14 protein-coding genes are annotated in these 17,344 nt (G+C 64.2%); 5 read left to right on the top strand and 9 right to left on the bottom strand.

The genetic code is table 11. The features are described 5' to 3' along the window. Nucleotides 1-5 precede the first annotated feature (5 nt). The 6 genes from A3CW_RS0118210 to A3CW_RS0118185 form a co-directional block, all read right to left on the bottom strand. Nucleotides 6-1,574, bottom strand: a complete 1,569-nt coding sequence (locus tag A3CW_RS0118210) for a Re/Si-specific NAD(P)(+) transhydrogenase subunit alpha (RefSeq protein ID WP_028204846.1) — start codon at nt 1,572-1,574, stop codon at nt 6-8. Nucleotides 1,575-1,775: 201 nt separating this feature from the next. Next, nucleotides 1,776-2,033, bottom strand: a complete 258-nt coding sequence (locus tag A3CW_RS0118205) for a hypothetical protein (protein ID WP_028204845.1) — start codon at nt 2,031-2,033, stop codon at nt 1,776-1,778. 18 nt (nt 2,034-2,051) lie between these two features. After that, on the bottom strand, nt 2,052-2,486 hold the full coding sequence (locus tag A3CW_RS0118200) for a PAS domain-containing protein (protein WP_028204844.1): 435 nt from the start codon (nt 2,484-2,486) through the stop codon (nt 2,052-2,054). Nucleotides 2,487-2,657: 171 nt separating this feature from the next. Beyond that, entirely contained in the window at nt 2,658-3,908 is a 1,251-nt protein-coding gene (gene frc, locus A3CW_RS0118195) for a formyl-CoA transferase (protein ID WP_028204843.1), read from the bottom strand. A gap of 36 nt (nt 3,909-3,944) precedes the next feature. Then, nucleotides 3,945-5,693, bottom strand: coding sequence for an oxalyl-CoA decarboxylase (oxc, locus tag A3CW_RS0118190; RefSeq protein WP_028204842.1), 1,749 nt, complete (start codon nt 5,691-5,693; stop codon nt 3,945-3,947). Nucleotides 5,694-6,036: 343 nt separating this feature from the next. Beyond that, entirely contained in the window at nt 6,037-6,756 is a 720-nt protein-coding gene (locus A3CW_RS0118185; protein ID WP_028204841.1) for a GntR family transcriptional regulator, read from the bottom strand. Nucleotides 6,757-7,005: 249 nt separating this feature from the next. Between A3CW_RS0118185 and A3CW_RS0118180 the strand changes: the two genes are divergently transcribed. Next, entirely contained in the window at nt 7,006-7,368 is a 363-nt protein-coding gene (locus tag A3CW_RS0118180) for a hypothetical protein (RefSeq protein ID WP_028204840.1), read from the top strand. Between the two features lie 125 nt (nt 7,369-7,493). Here the strand turns inward: A3CW_RS0118180 and A3CW_RS0118175 are convergent, their stop codons facing one another. Both A3CW_RS0118175 and A3CW_RS0118170 read right to left on the bottom strand, forming a co-directional pair. Beyond that, nucleotides 7,494-9,209 carry a long-chain fatty acid--CoA ligase gene (locus A3CW_RS0118175; protein WP_028204839.1) on the bottom strand — a complete coding sequence of 572 codons (1,716 nt, stop codon included), beginning with the start codon at nt 9,207-9,209 and terminating at the stop codon, nt 7,494-7,496. Nucleotides 9,210-9,290: 81 nt separating this feature from the next. After that, the gene (locus tag A3CW_RS0118170; protein ID WP_028204838.1) at nt 9,291-10,064 is read right to left on the bottom strand and encodes an SDR family oxidoreductase; all 774 of its coding nucleotides are present in this window, start codon (nt 10,062-10,064) and stop codon (nt 9,291-9,293) included. 371 nt (nt 10,065-10,435) lie between these two features. Here A3CW_RS0118170 and A3CW_RS0118165 point away from each other — a divergent pair, with 371 nt between their 5' ends. From A3CW_RS0118165 to A3CW_RS46740, 4 genes are all read left to right on the top strand, one after another. Continuing rightward, nucleotides 10,436-11,542: a porin gene (locus A3CW_RS0118165; RefSeq protein ID WP_028204837.1), complete on the top strand. Its 1,107-nt coding sequence runs from the start codon at nt 10,436-10,438 to the stop codon at nt 11,540-11,542. A gap of 194 nt (nt 11,543-11,736) precedes the next feature. Next, entirely contained in the window at nt 11,737-13,146 is a 1,410-nt protein-coding gene (locus tag A3CW_RS0118160) for a glycosyltransferase family protein (protein ID WP_028204836.1), read from the top strand. A 392-nt stretch (nt 13,147-13,538) separates the two neighbouring features. Then, a complete protein-coding gene (locus A3CW_RS0118155; protein WP_028204835.1) occupies nt 13,539-14,756 on the top strand; it encodes an MFS transporter in 1,218 nt (405 codons plus the stop codon). 209 nt (nt 14,757-14,965) lie between these two features. Next, nucleotides 14,966-16,846: an AMP-binding protein gene (locus tag A3CW_RS46740; RefSeq protein ID WP_081771717.1), complete on the top strand. Its 1,881-nt coding sequence runs from the start codon at nt 14,966-14,968 to the stop codon at nt 16,844-16,846. Nucleotides 16,847-16,874: 28 nt separating this feature from the next. Here A3CW_RS46740 and A3CW_RS0118145 read toward each other — a convergent pair whose 3' ends face one another. Continuing rightward, the gene (locus A3CW_RS0118145; RefSeq protein WP_028204834.1) at nt 16,875-17,261 is read right to left on the bottom strand and encodes a hypothetical protein; all 387 of its coding nucleotides are present in this window, start codon (nt 17,259-17,261) and stop codon (nt 16,875-16,877) included. Nucleotides 17,262-17,344 lie beyond the last annotated feature (83 nt).

The following is a 17,344-nucleotide window of genomic DNA, read 5'->3' as shown; positions in this document are numbered from 1 at the left end:
TCTCCTCAGGTCCGTTGGAACATCTTCAGCATGCGCTGGGTGACGAGAAAGCCGCCCGCGATGTTGATGGTCGCGACGACGAGCGCAATGCCCGCCAGCACGGTCACGATCGTGCTGGCGTTGCCCGGATGCAGCAACGCGCCGATCACGATGATCCCGCTGATCGCATTCGTCACGCTCATGAGCGGCGTATGCAACGAGGGCGTGACGTTCCAGACCACCTGATAGCCGACGAACACGGCCAGCACGAACACCGTAAAGTGCGCGACGAATGCGGGCGGCGCGACGGCGCCGAGCGCAAGCAGCAGCAACGCGGCAATGACGAGCGCCGCCAGCGACCAGACGCCGTTGCGGCGCACGGACTGCGCGGTGGCTTCTTTCGCGTCGCCATTAGCGACGGCAACGGGCTTCGCCTGCGCAGCCGTTTGCGGCGCTGCCGAGACCTGCACCGGCGGCGCCGGCCAGCACACCCGGCCGTGCTGCATGACGGTGGTGCCGCGCTGCACGACGTCGTCCATGTCGAGCTTCAACGCGCCGTCTTTCGCAGGCGTGAGATCGGTCAGCAGATGGCGGATGTTGGTCGCGTAGAGCTGGCTCGACTGGTTCGCCATGCGGCTTGGCAGATCCGTGTAACCGATCACGGTCACGCTGTTCGCATTCACGACTTCACCCGGGCGAGTGAGTTCGCAGTTGCCGCCCTGCTCGGCCGCCATGTCGACGATCACGCTGCCCGCGCGCATGCACGCCGCCGTCTTCGCGTCGATGAGGCGCGGCGCCGGTTTGCCGGGAATCAGCGCCGTCGTGATGATGATGTCGACCTCGCGCGCCTGGGCCTCGAAAAGCGCCATCTCCGCTTCGATGAACTTCGCGCTCATCTGTTTGGCGTACCCGCCCGCGCCGCCGCCCTCCTCCTCGATGTCGATGCTCAGGAACTCCGCGCCCATGCTTTCGACCTGCTGGCCGACTTCAGGGCGCGTATCGAACGCGCGCACGATGGCGCCAAGACCGCGCGCGGCGCCGATCGCCGCGAGCCCCGCCACGCCCGCGCCGATCACGAGCACCTTGGCGGGCGGCATCTTGCCGGCCGCCGTGATCTGCCCCGTGAAAACGCGCCCGAAATGCTGGGCCGCCTCGACGACCGCGCGATAGCCGGCCATGTTCGCCATCGAACTCAGCGCGTCGAGCTTCTGCGCGCGCGAGATGCGCGGCACGCAGTCCATCGCGAGCACCGTTACCTCGCGCGCCGCGAGTTGTTCGAGCAGCGCAGCGTTTTGCGCAGGCCAGATGAAGCCGATCAGCGTCGCGCCGGGTTTCAGGCGCTGCACTTCCTGGCTCGAAGGCGGACGCACCTTGACGACGATATCCGCGCCGCTCAGGAGCGCATGCGCGTCGTTCACGACGCGCGCGCCTGCCGCGCGGAAGGCGTCGTCCGGGTAGGAAGCCCTCGCGCCCGCCGTCGCTTCCACTTCGACGGCGTAACCGAGTTTAATTAGTTGTGCCACGCTTTCCGGCGTCGCCGCGACGCGCCGTTCGCCTTCGTATGTCTCTCGGGGGACCGCGATCGTCAACGCCATGATGCGCCTCCGAGCTTCGCATCAGAGCGCGCTGCGGCGGGAACAAACGGAATCGGCGGCGCGCCAGTGCATCTGGCGCGCCGAAAGCGTAGCCACGACTTCATGAAACGTCTCCTGTGTCGGCGGAGTTGGCGCTTCAGCGCCTTACTCCGGCCCCATGTTGGAATGCTTTATATGCCGCAGCTCGATGAGGGCTTTGCCCTATGACACGCTCAGGCTCGGCGAATTGCCGCTCTTGAGAAAAGCGAGCGCCGCCTCGCGCGCACCGGCAATGGCGGCCGCCTCGCTTTCGAATACGGTTTCGTCGACCACCCATTGACGGGGCAATACGGGGGCCGCCAGTGTGTCGGCAGCAGGCTCGACCGCGTGGATTGCGGCGAACGCGGCCCAGCCGCCGTTGTGAATCATTTGCCGGGCCGAGAGTTCGACCTCGAAATGTCCGAGTCTTTCGGTATGCATCGAAGAGCTCCCGAGGTTTCAGGATTGCTGGGCCTGTGCTTCGAGTTCGGTGATGCGTTTCTTGAGCGCGCGCTCCTCCTGGAAGCGCACCGTTTCGTCGCGGATCACGGCGACGATGCCGTCGAGTTCGCCCTGCGGCGAGTGCAGAAGCGCCACGGTGAAGGCAATGGAAAGCGCCTTGCCCGCCTTGTCCACGGCCGGCACGCGCAGCACGTCGTTGCCATAGCGCGTCTGGCCGGTCGCCATCGTCTTGTGATAGCCCTCCCAGTGACGGCCGCGCAGCCGCTCGGGAATGATCAGGTCGAGCGTCTTGCCGAGCGCTTCTTCCGGCGTATAGCCGAACATGCGCGTGGCCGCCGGATTCCAGAACGTGATGTCGCCGGCTGCGTCCGAGATGACGATGGCGTCCCCGATGGCGTTTGCGAGCTGCTCGAAATCGATGGCGGATTGCATGGCGATGACTATGTGGGGTGAGTGATCGTTTATCGTCGTCGCGCGGCACGCATTGCACATGCCGCGCGGCGTCCTGCCTGCCAGTCTGGTATTGCGGTGCTGCGCGGGCGCAGCGTTGGCCGCGCCCGCTTTCTGCGTGCTGCGTTCAGCTGATGGAACTCGATGCGGAACTCAAACCGCGCGCACCTCGTGCAGCGCCGCGATCTGCTGCGCCGTGTAGCCGAGGTCGGCCAGCACCTGGTCGGTGTGCTCGCCGAGCAGCGGCGAGCCCGTGATCTCCGGCTTCAGCTCCGAGAACTTGATCGGGCTGCCCACCGTGAGGTACGAGCCGCGCTCCTTGTGCGGCACTTCGACGATAGTACCGCTAGCGCGCAGCGACGGGTCATTAGCAATTTCCTTCATGCTGAGCACCGGTGCGCACGGAATGTCGAACTTGCGCAGGATGTCGACCGCTTCGAACTTGGTCTTGTCGGCGAGCCACGCTTCGATCGTCGCGAAGATGTCGAAGATATGCGGCTGACGCGCCTGCGCCGTAGCGTAGTTCGGGTCGTTGATCCATTCGGGTTTGCCCAGAGCGTGGCAGATCGGCTCCCACGCGTGGCCCTGCACCGTGAAGTAGATGTACGCGTTCGGGTCCGTCTCCCAGCCCTTGCATTTGAGCACCCAGCCCGGCTGCCCGCCGCCGCCCGCGTTGCCGCCGCGCGGCACGACGTCGCTGAACGTGCCGTGCGGATATTGCGGGTATTCCTCGAGGAAACCCTGGCGGTCCAGGCGCTGCTGGTCGCGCAGCTTCACGCGGCACAGGTTGACCACGCTGTCCTGCATCGACACGGCCACCTTCTGCCCCTTGCCGGTCTTGTCGCGGCCGATCAGCGCCGTGAGAATACCGATGGCGAGGTGCATGCCCGTGTTGCTGTCGCCGAGCGCAGCAGCGCTCACCGTGGGCGGACCGTCCCAGAAGCCCGTGGTCGAGGCCGCGCCGCCCGCGCACTGTGCGACGTTCTCATAGACCTTGAGGTCGTCGTAGTGGTGGCCTTCGCTGAACCCCTTCACCGAAGCGACGATCATCTTCGGGTTGAGTTCCTTGATGCGCTCCCACGTGAAGCCCATGCGATCCAGCGCGCCGGGGCCGAAGTTTTCGACCATCACGTCCGATTCGCGAATCAGCTTTTCCAGCACTTCCTTGCCTTCGGGCTTCTTCGTGTCGAGCGTGAGCGAGCGCTTGTTGCTGTTGAGCATGGTGAAGTACAGCGCATCGACTTCGGGAATGTCGCGCAACTGCGAGCGCGTCACGTCGCCGGCGCCCGGGCGCTCCACCTTGATCACGTCCGCACCGAACCACGCGAGCATCTGCGTGCAGGCGGGACCGGCCTGTACGTGCGTGAAGTCGATGATCTTGATACCGTCGAGGGGTTTGCTCATTTCTCGTATCTCCTGATCTACCTGATCTATGGGGTCTTATTTCTTCATGGCCGCGCTTTGCGGATTCAGATTCGTGAGGCGGCCGCTTTCGGTCCCGGCCGATTCGTCGATGACTGCGTTGATCAACGTGGGCTTGCCCGACGCGATCGCTTCGAGCAGTGCGCTCGTGAGTTCTTCGGGCGTGGTCGCCTGATGGCCGATGCCGCCGAAGGCCTCGATCATCTTGTCGTAGCGCGCGTTCTTCACGAACACCGTCGGCGCGACGTCGCAGCCGCCGCTCGGGTTGACGTCCGTGCCGCGATACACGCCGTTGTTGTTGAACACGATGGTGCAGACCGGCAGGTTGTAGCGGCAGATCGTCTCCAGCTCCATGCCCGAGAAGCCGAACGCGCTGTCACCCTCGATCGCCACGACCTGGGTGCCGCTCGTCACGGCTGCGCCGACCGCGAAGCCCATGCCGATGCCCATGATCCCCCACGTGCCCGAGTCGAAGCGCTTGCGCGGCTGGTACATGTCGATGATGCTGCGCGCGTAGTCGAGCGTGTTCGCGCCTTCGTTGACCACGTTGATGTCGGGACGCGTCTTGAGCACGTCGCGGATGGCGCGCAGCGCGCTGTGGAAGTTCATCGGCGACGGGTTCTTCGCGAGCGTCGCGGCCATCTTTTCCAGGTTCTTGTTCTTGCGTTCGGCCACGGCATCGAGCCACTCTGCCGGCGGCTTCGGGAAGTCATTGCCGAGGCCGGCAACGAGCGCTTCCACGCAGGAACCGACGTCGCCGATCACCGGCGCTTCGATGGCGACGTTGCTGTCGATTTCGGTCGGCGCAATGTCGATCTGCACGAACTGCTTCGGTCCGGCGCCCGCGCCCCAGGTCTTGCCCTTGCCATGCGAGAGCAGCCAGTTCAGACGCGCGCCGATCAGCACCACAGCGTCCGACTCGGCCAGCACGAACGAGCGCGCGGCCGATGCCGACTGCTCGTGCGTGTCGGGCAAGAGACCCTTGGCCATCGACATCGGCAGATACGGAATGCCGCTCTTCTCGACCAGTTCGCGGATCTGCGCGTCGGCCTGGGCGTAGGCGGCGCCCTTGCCGAGCAGGATCAGCGGACGCTTCGCATTCCTGAGCACGTCGATAGCGCGCTGCACCGCATCCGGTGCGGGAATCTGGCGCGGCGCCGCGTCGACGACCTTGATGAGCGACTGCTGGCCCTTCACCGCGTCGATGGTCTGGGCAAGCAGCTTGGCCGGCAGGTCGAGATACACGCCGCCGGGACGGCCCGAAACGGCCGCGCGAATCGCGCGCGCCACGCCGACGCCGATGTCCTCGGCGTGCAGCACGCGATACGCCGCCTTGGCATAAGGCTTCGCCGCGTTGAGCTGGTCCATCTCTTCATAGTCGCCCTGCTGCAGGTCGACGATCTCGCGTTCGCTCGAACCGCTGATGAGGATCATCGGGAAGCAGTTCGTGGTCGCGTTGGCCAGCGCCGTGAGGCCGTTCAGGAAACCCGGCGCGGAAACCGTCAGGCAGATGCCCGGCTTCTTCGTCATGTAGCCCGCCACGGCCGCGGCGTTGCCGGCGTTCTGCTCATGCCGGAAGCCGATGAAGCGCATGCCCTCGGCCTGCGCGAGACGGGCGAGATCGGTGATCGGAATACCGACGAGACCGAAGATCGTGTCGATATCGTTGAGTTTCAGCGCGTCGATGACGAGATGAAAGCCATCGGTCGTTTGCTGCGCTTCGGGCACAGGGTTCTGCTGTGCCTCGTTGATGCCTGCTTCTGCCATGACGTCTCCTCTTTGGCGGGGCGTTGTGTGATTCGTGATATACAATATTCCACACACAATATTAGTCAAGACGTTTTTTTACCCATGCCGCGTTTGCTGCACTGCGTCGCGCGGCGCTGCACCGTTGCGCTCTCGTGCGATCGCTCGCACAGCGACAAGCTTTGATGCGGCACACCATGGGCAAGCACTTTCAATCGGCCCAAACATCCTGACGAATTTGTTACGGACTCCATATCTTTCTTTCAGCATCCCGACGCTCATTCAGAAGATTTGCGTATCGATGCCGCTGACTCATGCGTCGAGCCGATATGAACCGGCGGCTCGACGCGGCGCGCCCTACGTTTCAGTCCAGAAAATCGCAGTTGGCTTCCACGAACAGCGCGAGTTCGATCGAGTGCTGCCGCACGAGCTGCTCGACGCGCTCGGTGTCGCGCGCCTCGAGCGCCTCGATAATGCGCATGTGCTCGACGATCGAGCGCGACGCGCGATCGCTCTGCGCGATCGTCATGCGCCGGATCGCGCGCACATGCATGAAGATATTCTTGATGGTGTCGACGATGAGGGGCGACTTCGAAAGCTCCACCAGTGACTGGTGAAACATGATGTTCGCTTCCGAGTATTCCTCTATATGGTCCGAGGGCGTCGAATCGCCGAAGGTCGCGAACATCCGCCGCAGACTTGCGATGTCGTCGTCCGAAGCGCGCTGCGTGGCGAGACGCGCGGCAATGCTTTCTAGCGCGGCCCACATATAGATCATCTCCACGATCTCCTTGCGCGTCTTGCGCAGGATGTAAACACCGCGTCGCGGCACCGTGCGCAGGAAGCCCTCCTGTTCCAGCAGCGTCATCGCCTCGCGAACCGGCGTTCGGCTCACGCCGAGCTTCTCGGTCAATTCCTTCTCGTCTAGCCGGATCTCGTCTCGCGAGCGGTAGATGTCGGTTTCGGCAATGGCCTGCTTGAGCTTCGCGTAAGCCTGATCGCGCAGCGAAGCGGTCGCGTTAATCGGCTCCAGCGTCAGGGTGACCGGGGGCATTCCGGTGACGAGTTCTCTTTCGGCGGACATCGGTCGTTTGTCTCCAACGTTCTGTTTAGCCGGCGCTGGCGGGGAATTTCATATTTCCAATACAATATATCAGCGACACGCTCATGGCTAAGCGGGGTTTACGCGTACCGGGCGCGTATCGCGCTCGATTCGCGGGCTTACCCGCAATCCATACAGCTTCACTTATATTTTTCGAAAAAAACTTTAACTATCGTTTATTCATTGGCGCTTCTACTCTTGCTTCACGCCACTCGACTTGAGGAGACAGCCATGAGCCACCTGGACACCCGCCACGATCGTCAACTGGACGCGCAGCTGTGCGCATTCAATACGGCATTTGCCGAACTGGGCCTGCGTTTTCGCTGGGACGCGCGCACGCTCGACTCGCTCGCATCGATCGCCGGTGAACATGCGCGCGTCGCCGCCTATATCGAGACGAATCACCCGCATCTGCTGAAGGCGTACAGCATGGAATTTCTGTGCGAGGCGATCCTGGCTCGCAAGAACGCGCAGGCGCCGGGCGAATGGCCGCTGACCGCGGCCGCTCAACGCGGTTCACAGGAATGGAGCAAGGCAGCCGCGATGGAGCAGGATTGGCGCGAAGGCGGTTTGCCCGCGCTTGCCGGCGCCTGATGCGTACGCACGAACGTGCCAGCCCGTTAAGAACGAAACCCGTCTGGATTGGCGCGCACTAGCGCGCTATCCAGACGGGCTCGATATTGAAGGACTACGAAGGAGAACTGCGCAGGCCCGCGCGCTCAGGCGTTGCCGCGCGCCTCTGCCTCTTCTTCCTGCAGCTTGCGCCACAGAATTTTGCCGCTGCCCGACTTCGGCAGCGCGTCCACGAACTGCACGATGCGCGGCGCTTTGTACGCGGCCATGTTGTCATGCGACCAGGCGATGATGTCGTCTTCGTTCACGCTGCCGACCTGCTTCGGATCGAGCACGACCACGGCCTTCACGGTCTCGCCGCGGCGTGCGTCCTGGGTGCCGATGATGCACACCTCGTTGATCGCCGGGTGCCGGTACATCAGCGCCTCGACCTCGGCCGGCCAGACCTTGTAGCCCGACGCGTTGATCATGCGTTTGAGGCGGTCGGTCATGAAGTAATAGCCTTCTTCGTCGCGCCGCACGAGGTCGCCTGTGCGCAGGAAGCGCTTGCCGTCGCGTTCGATGAACGCTTCGCTCGTCGCCTTGGGGTTGCGCCAGTAGCCCTGCATCACCTGCGGCGCATGCATGATCAGCTCGCCCGAATCGCCTGGCGTCACCTCCTCCAGCGTAATCGGATCGATCACACGCGAGTCGACGTCGAATACCGGAATGCCGAGACACTGCGGCTTGGGACGCTGCGGCGGATTGATATGCGTGCCCGCCATGGTTTCCGACATGCCGTAGCCCTCGACGAAGTCGAGCCCGGTGAGGTCCTTGAGCTTCTTCACGACCGCGTCGGGCATGGTCGCGCCGCCGCCGCGCATCCAGGCGAGGCTCGACAGGTCGTACTCGTGAATGCGCGGGTTCGAGATGAAGTCCACCACCATCGTCGAGATCGCCTGCCAGCCGTTGATGCGGTAATGCTCGATCGCGCGCGCCGCGGCGTCGCGATCCCAGCGCGGCAGCAACACCACGGTCGAGCCGTTGTAGATCGGGCTGTTCATGCCGCCCTGCATGCCGGTTACGTGAAAGAGCGGCAGCACCGAAAGTTGTACGGCATCCTGATTACTTCCAAACCAGTTGCAGCCGCCCACGGCCGTCGCCATCACGCTGCGATGCGTGTGCATACAGCCTTTGGGCTTGCCCGTCGTGCCCGAGGTGTATGGCATCACGCAGAGGTCGCCGGGGCCGGCGGTTAGCGCTCCGGGCACGCAACGCGCCTCGAGCACGTCGGCCCAGTGCGCGACGCCCGGACCGCTCACGGAGCGCGGCGCGCTCACGAATTCGGGCGGCGGCGAAAAGGGCTCGCACTTCAGATAATCGCTATAGGTCGCAACGAGCAGATGCTTCAGGCCCTCGCCCTCCTGCACGAGCGGCGCAATACGCGGATAGAGATCCTGCGCGACGAAAGCCGTGGTCGCGCCGCTGTCTTCTACGTAATGCGCGAGTTCCTCGGTGAGATTCATCGGGTTGACCGGCACGACCACGGCGTTGGCGCGCAGGATGCCGTAGTAAGCGATGACCCACTGCGGGCTGTTCTGCATATAGAGCAGCACGCGGTCGCCGGCCTTCACGCCGCATTCCTGCTGCAGATAGCCGGCTACGCGCTCGGCCTCGTCCTTGAACTGCGCGAACGTAACGGGCGTGTCGTAGAAGACGATGAACGGCTTGTCGGGATAACGCGCCGCCGAGACCTTTGCGTTATAGAAGAGGTTCGTTTGTGGAATGCTCAGATGCGGCGAAAGATGCGCGGGCCAATGCGGCGAGGCCGGCTGCGGCGATGACGGCGAATCTGCGGAAAGCGTCGGGGCGGACGTGGACATGGCGGGCTCCGTCAGGCAAGACTTGTGAAGAACGCGGACGCCAACCGCTCGCTGAGGGCCGGCGCCACGTACCATGCGTAATCAGACGATGCTCGCGCCGCCATCCACGGCGAGATATTGGCCCGTCATATGCCGCGACGCCTGGCTCGCGAGAAACACCACGGCGCCCTTGAGATCGTCGTCGTCGCCGAGACGGTGCAGCGGCGTATGGTCGATCACCACCTGCCCCAGCTTGTCGAGCAGGCCCGCCGACATCTTCGAGGGAAAGAAGCCCGGGCAGATCGCATTCACGTTGATGTTGTACTTGCCCCATTCGGCAGCCAGCGCACGCGTGAAGTTGATGGCCGCCGCCTTCGAGGTGTTGTACGCGATGGTCTGCATGGCCCCGAGGGACCCCTTCAGGCCGGCAATCGAAGCCACGTTGATGATCTTGCCACGCTGGCGCGGGATCATGCTGCGCTTGCCCACTTCACGCGCGAGGAAGAACGGCGCGGTCACGTTCAGGTTCATGACCTTGTGCCACGCCTCGTCGGGATAATCCTCCGCGGGGGCGCCCCACGTGGCGCCCGCATTGTTCACGAGAATGTCGATCTGACCGCCGGCCGCCAGCGTCTCGTCCACGAGCGGCTTCACCGCCTCGGCGCGCTGCAGGTCGCTCACGATCGTGGTCGCCTTGATGCCGAGCGCCTGCAGATGGCTTGCAGCCTGGGCGAGTTCGTCGGCCTTGCGCGCCGTGATCACCACGTGGCAGCCCATCTCGCCGAGCGCCTGCGCCATCTGCAAACCCAGCCCGCGCGAGCCGCCGGTGATGAGTGCGACCTGACCACCCAACTCGAACATTTCCCTGACCCGCATGCTTTCGTCTCCTTGATGTCTGTCGACCGGCCGTCGCTCCGCATTGCGGAACGCGATGAGATGCCAACGATTCTAGCGAGGCCCGCCAGCTTGGCAACCAGGGAAAAGCACGACCGTTCATTAAACGGTATTTGTGCTTTTGCGGCCGGCCGTATGCGGGCTGGGTAGGCTGAAAAAGGAAACACATGAGGAGTTAATTGCGCGCGCAACTGTTGCAATCGCGCGACGCCAGCGTTTTCACCCGACCGCCGTAGCGTCTATGATCGCGTCCCAGCCAGCACCCACTGGCTCGGCATACAAGAAATACGGACCCTGGTACCCCGGCGGTCCGAGACACTAACAACACGCAGCAGAAGAAAAAGGATCCCACCGTGAGACACACCCAGATCGCATCGGCCGTCGGCGGCCTCGCCCTCGCACTCGCTTGCCAGCACAGCTTCGCGCAAAGCTCGGTCACGCTGTACGGCATCGTCGACACCAGCATCCGCTACCTCACGAACGCCAACGCGCACAACGACAACGAGCTGCAGATGACGCAAGGCCCGATCACCGGCAGCCGCTGGGGCCTGAAGGGCTCCGAGGATCTGGGCGGCTGCCTCTCAGCCGTGTTCCGCCTCGAGAACGGGTTCAACCTCTGGAACGGCCAACTGGCGAGCTCGAACACGCTGTTCAACCGGATGGCGTACGTGGGGATATCGAGCAACAAGTACGGCACGGTCACGATGGGCCGTCAGAACACGCCCCTGTTCGATCAACTGGGTAACACCTTCGACCCGCTGACCGTTGGCAACTTCGACCAGGACGGCTGGCTGCCGGGCGCACTCGGCTACGGTCTGCGTGAGAACAACTCGGTCAAGTACGACGGCAAGTTCGGCGGCCTCGAAGTCGAAGGCATGTACAGTTTCGGCGGCGTGGCGGGCAGCGTCGGCGCGAGCAACATGTACGGCTTCACGGCCACTTACGCAGCGGGCCCGGTCTCGCTGCTCGCGGGCTATCAGCAGAATAGCGACGCCCACAACAACAAGTACCGCGTGGCCAACCTCGGCGCAGTCTATGCGCTCGGTCCGGTCCACCTATACGGCGGCTGGCTGTGGGGCCAGGACAATACGGGCGTGGTGGACCAGTACATGGCAGCCGCGAACTCGCCTGCAGCGATCAACTTCATGACGCCCGTGACGAAAACCAACCGTATCGACAACGGTCTCTACGCCGGCGCAACGTGGCAGGTTAGCTCGCCGCTGCTGCTGACTGCAGCGTACTACTACGACCACGCAAAGAACGGCCTGAATGAAGACGGCGTGACGCTCAGCACCGGCGTGCGCTACTCGGCAGTACTGCTGGCCGAGTACTCGCTGTCCAAGCGCACCGAGGTGTACGGCACGGTCGACTTCATGCGCGGCACCGGCTCGGCAACGGCCGACTTCCCGGGTCGCAACAACCAGACCGGCGTCGCCGTCGGCTTTCGCAACATCTTCTGATAGCGGGTTGCATCGCCGGGTCTGATGGCCGGCACAACGGCGGCGCAGCGCTTCCAGCGCGGCGCCGCCGTTTTTCTTTGCGACGCGCCGACAGCGCCAGTCCACGCGACATCTCAGATTTGTCCGATTCCCCTGCGGGATGGCGTCGATAGAATTTTTCCGGCTCCCGGAAACATTCAACGTCAGCCCGCGCCATGTCCCAATCCGTCCAGCAACAACTTCTCGAAGCCTTCGAGGCCCACGCACGCGCGCCCGAAAATAGGGACCTGCTCATGCAGATCTGTCAAACGCTGGTCCATGCGCGACGCGACGAGCAGATGCTGCCCTGGGCCGACAAAGGACTCGCGCTCGATCCCGGCAACCGCGGGTTCATCCACGCGCGAGGCCGCGCGTTGCGCCTGCGCGGGCGCCACGCCGAGGCGGCCGCCAACTGGCTCGCGCACCAGTCGTTGCCGTGGAGCCCGCTGTTCTGCGAAGCGCGGATCGGACGCGACCTCTACCTGAGCGGCGAAACACAGCGCGCCATCGAACACCTCGAGACCGCGTTGAGCAACCATCCGGCCGATCTCTCACGCGACGCTCAAAGAGCGCGCAAGTGGCTGGCCGAAGCGCTGCTGAGCCTCGGCGACACGCGCGGTTTCACACACTGGCTCGGCCGCAATCATGGCGACAGCGGCAACTATCGCTACGCCGAGGCGCCGATGTGGAACGGCCAACGCGACCTGCGCGGCGAGCGCGTGCTCGTGACTCACCAGACAGGCTTTGGCGATCAGTTCCTGTTGTTCGCTTCCGTGCGCCAGTGGCGTGACGCAGGCGCCGACATCATGCTCACGTGCGACCACGCGATTCATGGCCTCATTCAGGCTTCCTTGCCGGGGTGCACCGTGCTTGCCGCCGCGCGCCCGCTCGCGGTGAGCGCGCCCTTGCCGACCGAAGCGCAGGAGACGATCAAAAGCTTCACGCCGACCCTGCAGGCCACGCTGCTCCATCTGCCGCTGCTCGCAGCCGATGATTCACCGCGGCCCCAACCCTATTTCGACGCTTATCTGCGTGCGCCCGCGGCGGCGCGCGAACGCGCGTCCACGTGGTCGCAAACGCTGCGCGCGCGCGAACCAGGCAAACGGCTCGTCGGCCTCTTCTGGGACTGCGCGCAGCGACACGCCACGGATATCGGCAGCAAGGAACGTTGCTGGGCCGGCTTGCGCAGCGTGCCGCTCGCGCAAGTCGAGCGCCTCACTACCCACCCCGCGCTCACGCGCGAAGTCCAGTTCGTGAGCCTGCACCACCCCGTTGCCGAGCTGGCGAACGGCACGCCCCGAGGCGCCGTGAGCCACTACGGGCCCGGCATCGCAAGCTTTGCCGACACGGCGGCCTGCATCGAGCAGCTCGACGCGGTGCTGAGTGTGGACGCCGTCGCCGCCAACCTGAGCGCGATGGTGGGCAAGCCAACCGCCGTGCTCGTCAACCCGGCGGGCGAATGGCGCTGGGGCCAGACTGGCGCGCGCACGCCGTGGATGAGCGCGGCGACGGTCCTGCGCCAGACGCGAATGGGCGAATGGCACGACGTCGTTTCGCGCGCCATCGGCTGGTTGCTTCGCGGCTAGACCACACGATTGTCAACGCGTCACTTTCAATGCAAACGAGCGGCCAAATGCCCGCTCGTTTGCATTTGTTCCTGCGCATTGACTCACCCACTCGTTCATTTAATTACCTTCAATTTAATTACATTTAAATTACGATTAAAACAAAAAGCTTTCGCCTCTAGCTGAATTCCCCAGGGATTACTACGGGTTCCAGTCAAGATGCATGCAAATGTTTAATGCCGGGCGTACACTGCTCGCGCATGGCCCGTTGCGGGGGGGCCGCACCAAGCTACACAACCAAGCCACACAAGGCAATGCCGACACGTGCATGAGATCGCGCGAGGCGCACAAGCGCCCATTGCGATCGACAGGAGACATGGCATTGCCCCCAGTATCACAGGAGAACAATCAACATGAGCTGGACGCGTGAACAGAAGAACGTCACGATCGCTGCGTACCTGGGATGGACGCTCGATGCATTCGATTTCTTTCTGATGGTTTTCGTTCTGAAAGACATCGCCACCGAATTCAACACCAAAATCCCGGCAGTGGCTTTTGCCATTACGCTGACACTGGCCATGCGCCCGCTCGGCGCGCTGATATTCGGCCGTCTCGCCGACAAATACGGCCGCCGTCCCACGCTGATGGTCAACATCGCGTGCTATTCGATACTCGAACTGCTCACGGGCTTCTCGCCCAACCTCGCAACCTTCATCGTCCTGCGTGCGCTCTTTGGCGTCGCGATGGGCGGCGAATGGGGCGTGGGCTCTGCGCTCACCATGGAAACCATTCCGCCCAAGTCGCGCGGCATCGTTTCCGGCCTGCTGCAGGCGGGTTATCCGAGCGGCTTTCTGCTCGCCTCGATCGTGTTCGGCGTGCTGTATCAGTACATTGGCTGGCGTGGCATGTTCTTCGTCGGCGTGCTGCCCGCGCTGCTGGTGGTCTATGTGCGTATGCACGTGCCCGAGTCGCCGGCCTTCAAGGAGATGCAAAAGCGTGTGCGCCCGACCCTGCTCACCACGCTCAAGCACAACTGGAAGCTGTCCCTGTACGCCATCGTGCTGATGACCGCGTTCAACTTCTTCTCGCACGGCACGCAGGATCTGTATCCGACCTTCCTGCGCGAACAGCATCACTTCGACCCGCACACCGTGTCGATCATCACCATCGTGCTCAATATCGGCGCCATCGTGGGCGGCCTCTTCTTCGGTCAGATGTCCGAAAAAATCGGCCGCCGCAAGGCAATCTTCATCGCCGCGCTGATCGCGCTGCCGGTGCTGCCGCTTTGGGCATTCTCGCAAGGCCCGGTGCTGCTCGCGCTCGGCGCGTTCCTCATGCAGATTTCGGTGCAGGGCGCCTGGGGCGTGATCCCGGTTCACCTCAACGAAATTTCGCCTGACGAAGTGCGTGCGACCTTCCCGGGCCTCGTCTATCAGCTCGGTAACCTGTTCGCTTCGGTGAACGCCACGCTGCAAGCGTCGCTCGCCGAAACGCACAACCAGAACTACTCGATGGCCATGGCGATCGTCGCCGGCACAGTGGCTGTGGTGATCGCCGTACTGATCCCGTTCAGCCGCGAACGTCGAGGCATCGACATGACGCAGACCGCGAAAGAGGTGTCGGGCGTCTGACGTGCCGCACGCGGCGGCCCCGTAACGCCGCACCGCAGCAGACGATGAAAGGCCGTGCCGGGTTCGCCCGCACGGCCTTTTTGCTGGTTTTGACGATCGCCAAGCGCCCGCGCCCGCACACCGGGTAAGACCTCCTGGCCGCACGGCGCGCGGCGTTGCATGATGAAAGATGAAAGGCACTCGGTTGCCCTACTGTCCGGAGATCCACTATGAGCGAAACGCCCCAGCCCGATCCGGCGAGCCCCGTGGCAGCTTCCGCACCTCAGGCGGCCCCACCTCAGCCGGCCGCTCCTGAGGCGGCCCCTCCTCAGCCGGCCGCACCTGAGGCGGCCCCACCTCGGCCGGCCGCACCTCAGCCGGCCCCTCCCAACACCGACGGCATCTGGTATGCCTCGTACCCGCCCGGCGTGCCGCGCGAAATCCCCGCAAGCCAGTACGCCTCGCTCACCCATTTCTTCGACGACTGCACGGCGCGCTTCAGCGAGCGCGTCGCCTACGTGAGCGCCGGCTCGCCCATGACCTACGCCGCGCTCGCCCGCAGGGCCACGGCGTTCGCGTCCTGGCTGCAAGGCGCGGGCGTGCAGCCAGGCGAGCGCGTTGCGATCATGCTGCCCAACACCCTGCAGTATCCGGTTGCCCTCTTCGGGGCGCTCAAGGCCGGCGCCGTGGTCGTCAACGTCAACCCGCTCTACACCGTGCGCGAGCTTGCGCATCAGTTGCAGGACAGCGGCGCGCAGACCATCGTCGTGTTCGAGAATTTCGCCGCCACGCTCGAAGCGGCGCTGCCCGGCACGCAGGTGCAACGCATCGTCGTGACGGCGCTCGGCGACTTGCTGGGCGAAGGGCTGAACCTCAAAGGCCGCTTCGTCAACGTCATGCTGCGCCACGTGAAGAAGATGGTGCCGCCCTACCACCTGCCGCGTGCAGTGCGCCTGCTCGATGCACTCGCGCAAGGTGCGCGCACCCCACACGCGCCGGTGGCGACCCACGCCGACGATCTCGCGTTCCTCCAGTACACGGGCGGCACCACGGGTGTCGCGAAGGGCGCGATGCTCACGCACGGCAACGTGCTCGCGAACGTGCAGCAGGCCAAGGCCTGGGTTGGCAACCAGCTCGACGCCAACGCCGAAACGGTGCTCACGCCGTTGCCGCTCTATCACATCTATTCGCTCACCATCAATGCGCTGATCTTCCTCGCCCTCGGCGGACGCAACATCCTGATCGCCAATCCGCGCGACATGAAGCGCGTGATGAAGGTGCTGCAACACGAAACGTTCAGTTGTATCAGCGCGGTCAACACGCTCTATAGCGCGCTGCTCGATAACGCGGCGTTCCGCCAGCGCGACTTCTCGGGCCTCAAGCTCGCGATGGCGGGCGGCATGGCCATGCAGAAGGCCGTCGCCGACCGGTTCCGGGCCGTCACGGGCAAGCCCGTCGTGGAAGGCTATGGTCTCACCGAATGCTCGCCGATCGTTTCGATGAATCCCGTCGATCTCGCGCGTGGGAACGCGGGCCAGGCGCATCCGGAAGGCTCGATCGGGCTGCCCGCGCCTTCCACGCAGGTGCGCTTTCGTAGGGACGACGGCACCTGGGCCGGCATCGGCGAAGCCGGCGAGCTCTGTGTCAAGGGCCCGCAAGTGATGAAGGGCTACTGGAATCGCCCGAACGAAACGGCGAAGGTGTTCGCCGACGGATGGCTCACGACCGGCGACATCGGCGTGATGGATGAGCGCGGCTATATCCGCCTCGTCGACCGCAAGAAGGACATGATTCTCGTGTCGGGATTCAATGTGTATCCGAACGAGATCGAGGACGTGGTGGCGATGCACCCCGGCGTGCGCGAGGTAGCGGCAATCGGCGTGCCCGATCCGGTGCAGGGCGAGCGCGTGAAGGTGTTCATCGTGAAGCGCGATCCCGCGCTCACGGAGGCCGCGCTGATCCAGTTCTGCCGTCAGCAGCTCACGGGCTACAAGGTGCCGCGCATCGTGGAGTTCCGTGAGTCCCTGCCGCAGTCGACCATCGGCAAGATCCTGCGCCGCCAGCTGCGCGACGAGGAAATCGCGAAAGCGGCGAAGAAGCCGCAGACTTGAGATGTCGATGCGCTATCGCTAAGGTTACCTAAGCGAAGTCGCGCAGCGTCACCCCGCGCGCGCTTGCTAGCCGCGCGAGCACGAAACGGTCCGAGGCACGCAACGCGCCAGTCAAGGCCGCGCCGGGCTCGAGCCGCCGCGCGATGCGCGCGTGCCACAGGGTGCCGATGTCGCTATTGGCCGTATCGGCGCAGCCGTCGCCGATGGCCCACGCAACGCATCCCGCGCGCGCCGCTTCGCGCGCGAGCACGCGGCCCTGCGCGAGCGCCGGGTCGAATACCACGGCGTCTGGCGCATCCAGCACTGCGCCCGCACGAGGCACGCGTTCGCCAAACGCAACGCTGAGCGGATGCGCCTGGCATGCCGCGCCTAGCACCACGGCACCGGCATCGTAGAGAAAAGCCCGCCTGTCCATCGGGTCCTCCGTGCGCCTTCCTGCCAATCCTTCCTGCAAATCCTTGCTGCAAATCCTTGCAGCCAAACGCTACGCAGTCTTGA

Origin of the sequence: Paraburkholderia nodosa DSM 21604 (assembly GCF_000519185.1) — a bacterium.
Lineage (GTDB): Bacteria > Pseudomonadota > Gammaproteobacteria > Burkholderiales > Burkholderiaceae > Paraburkholderia > Paraburkholderia nodosa.
The sequence above is the reverse complement of the archived record's forward strand: the minus strand, read 5'-3'. Positions and strand labels throughout refer to the sequence as shown.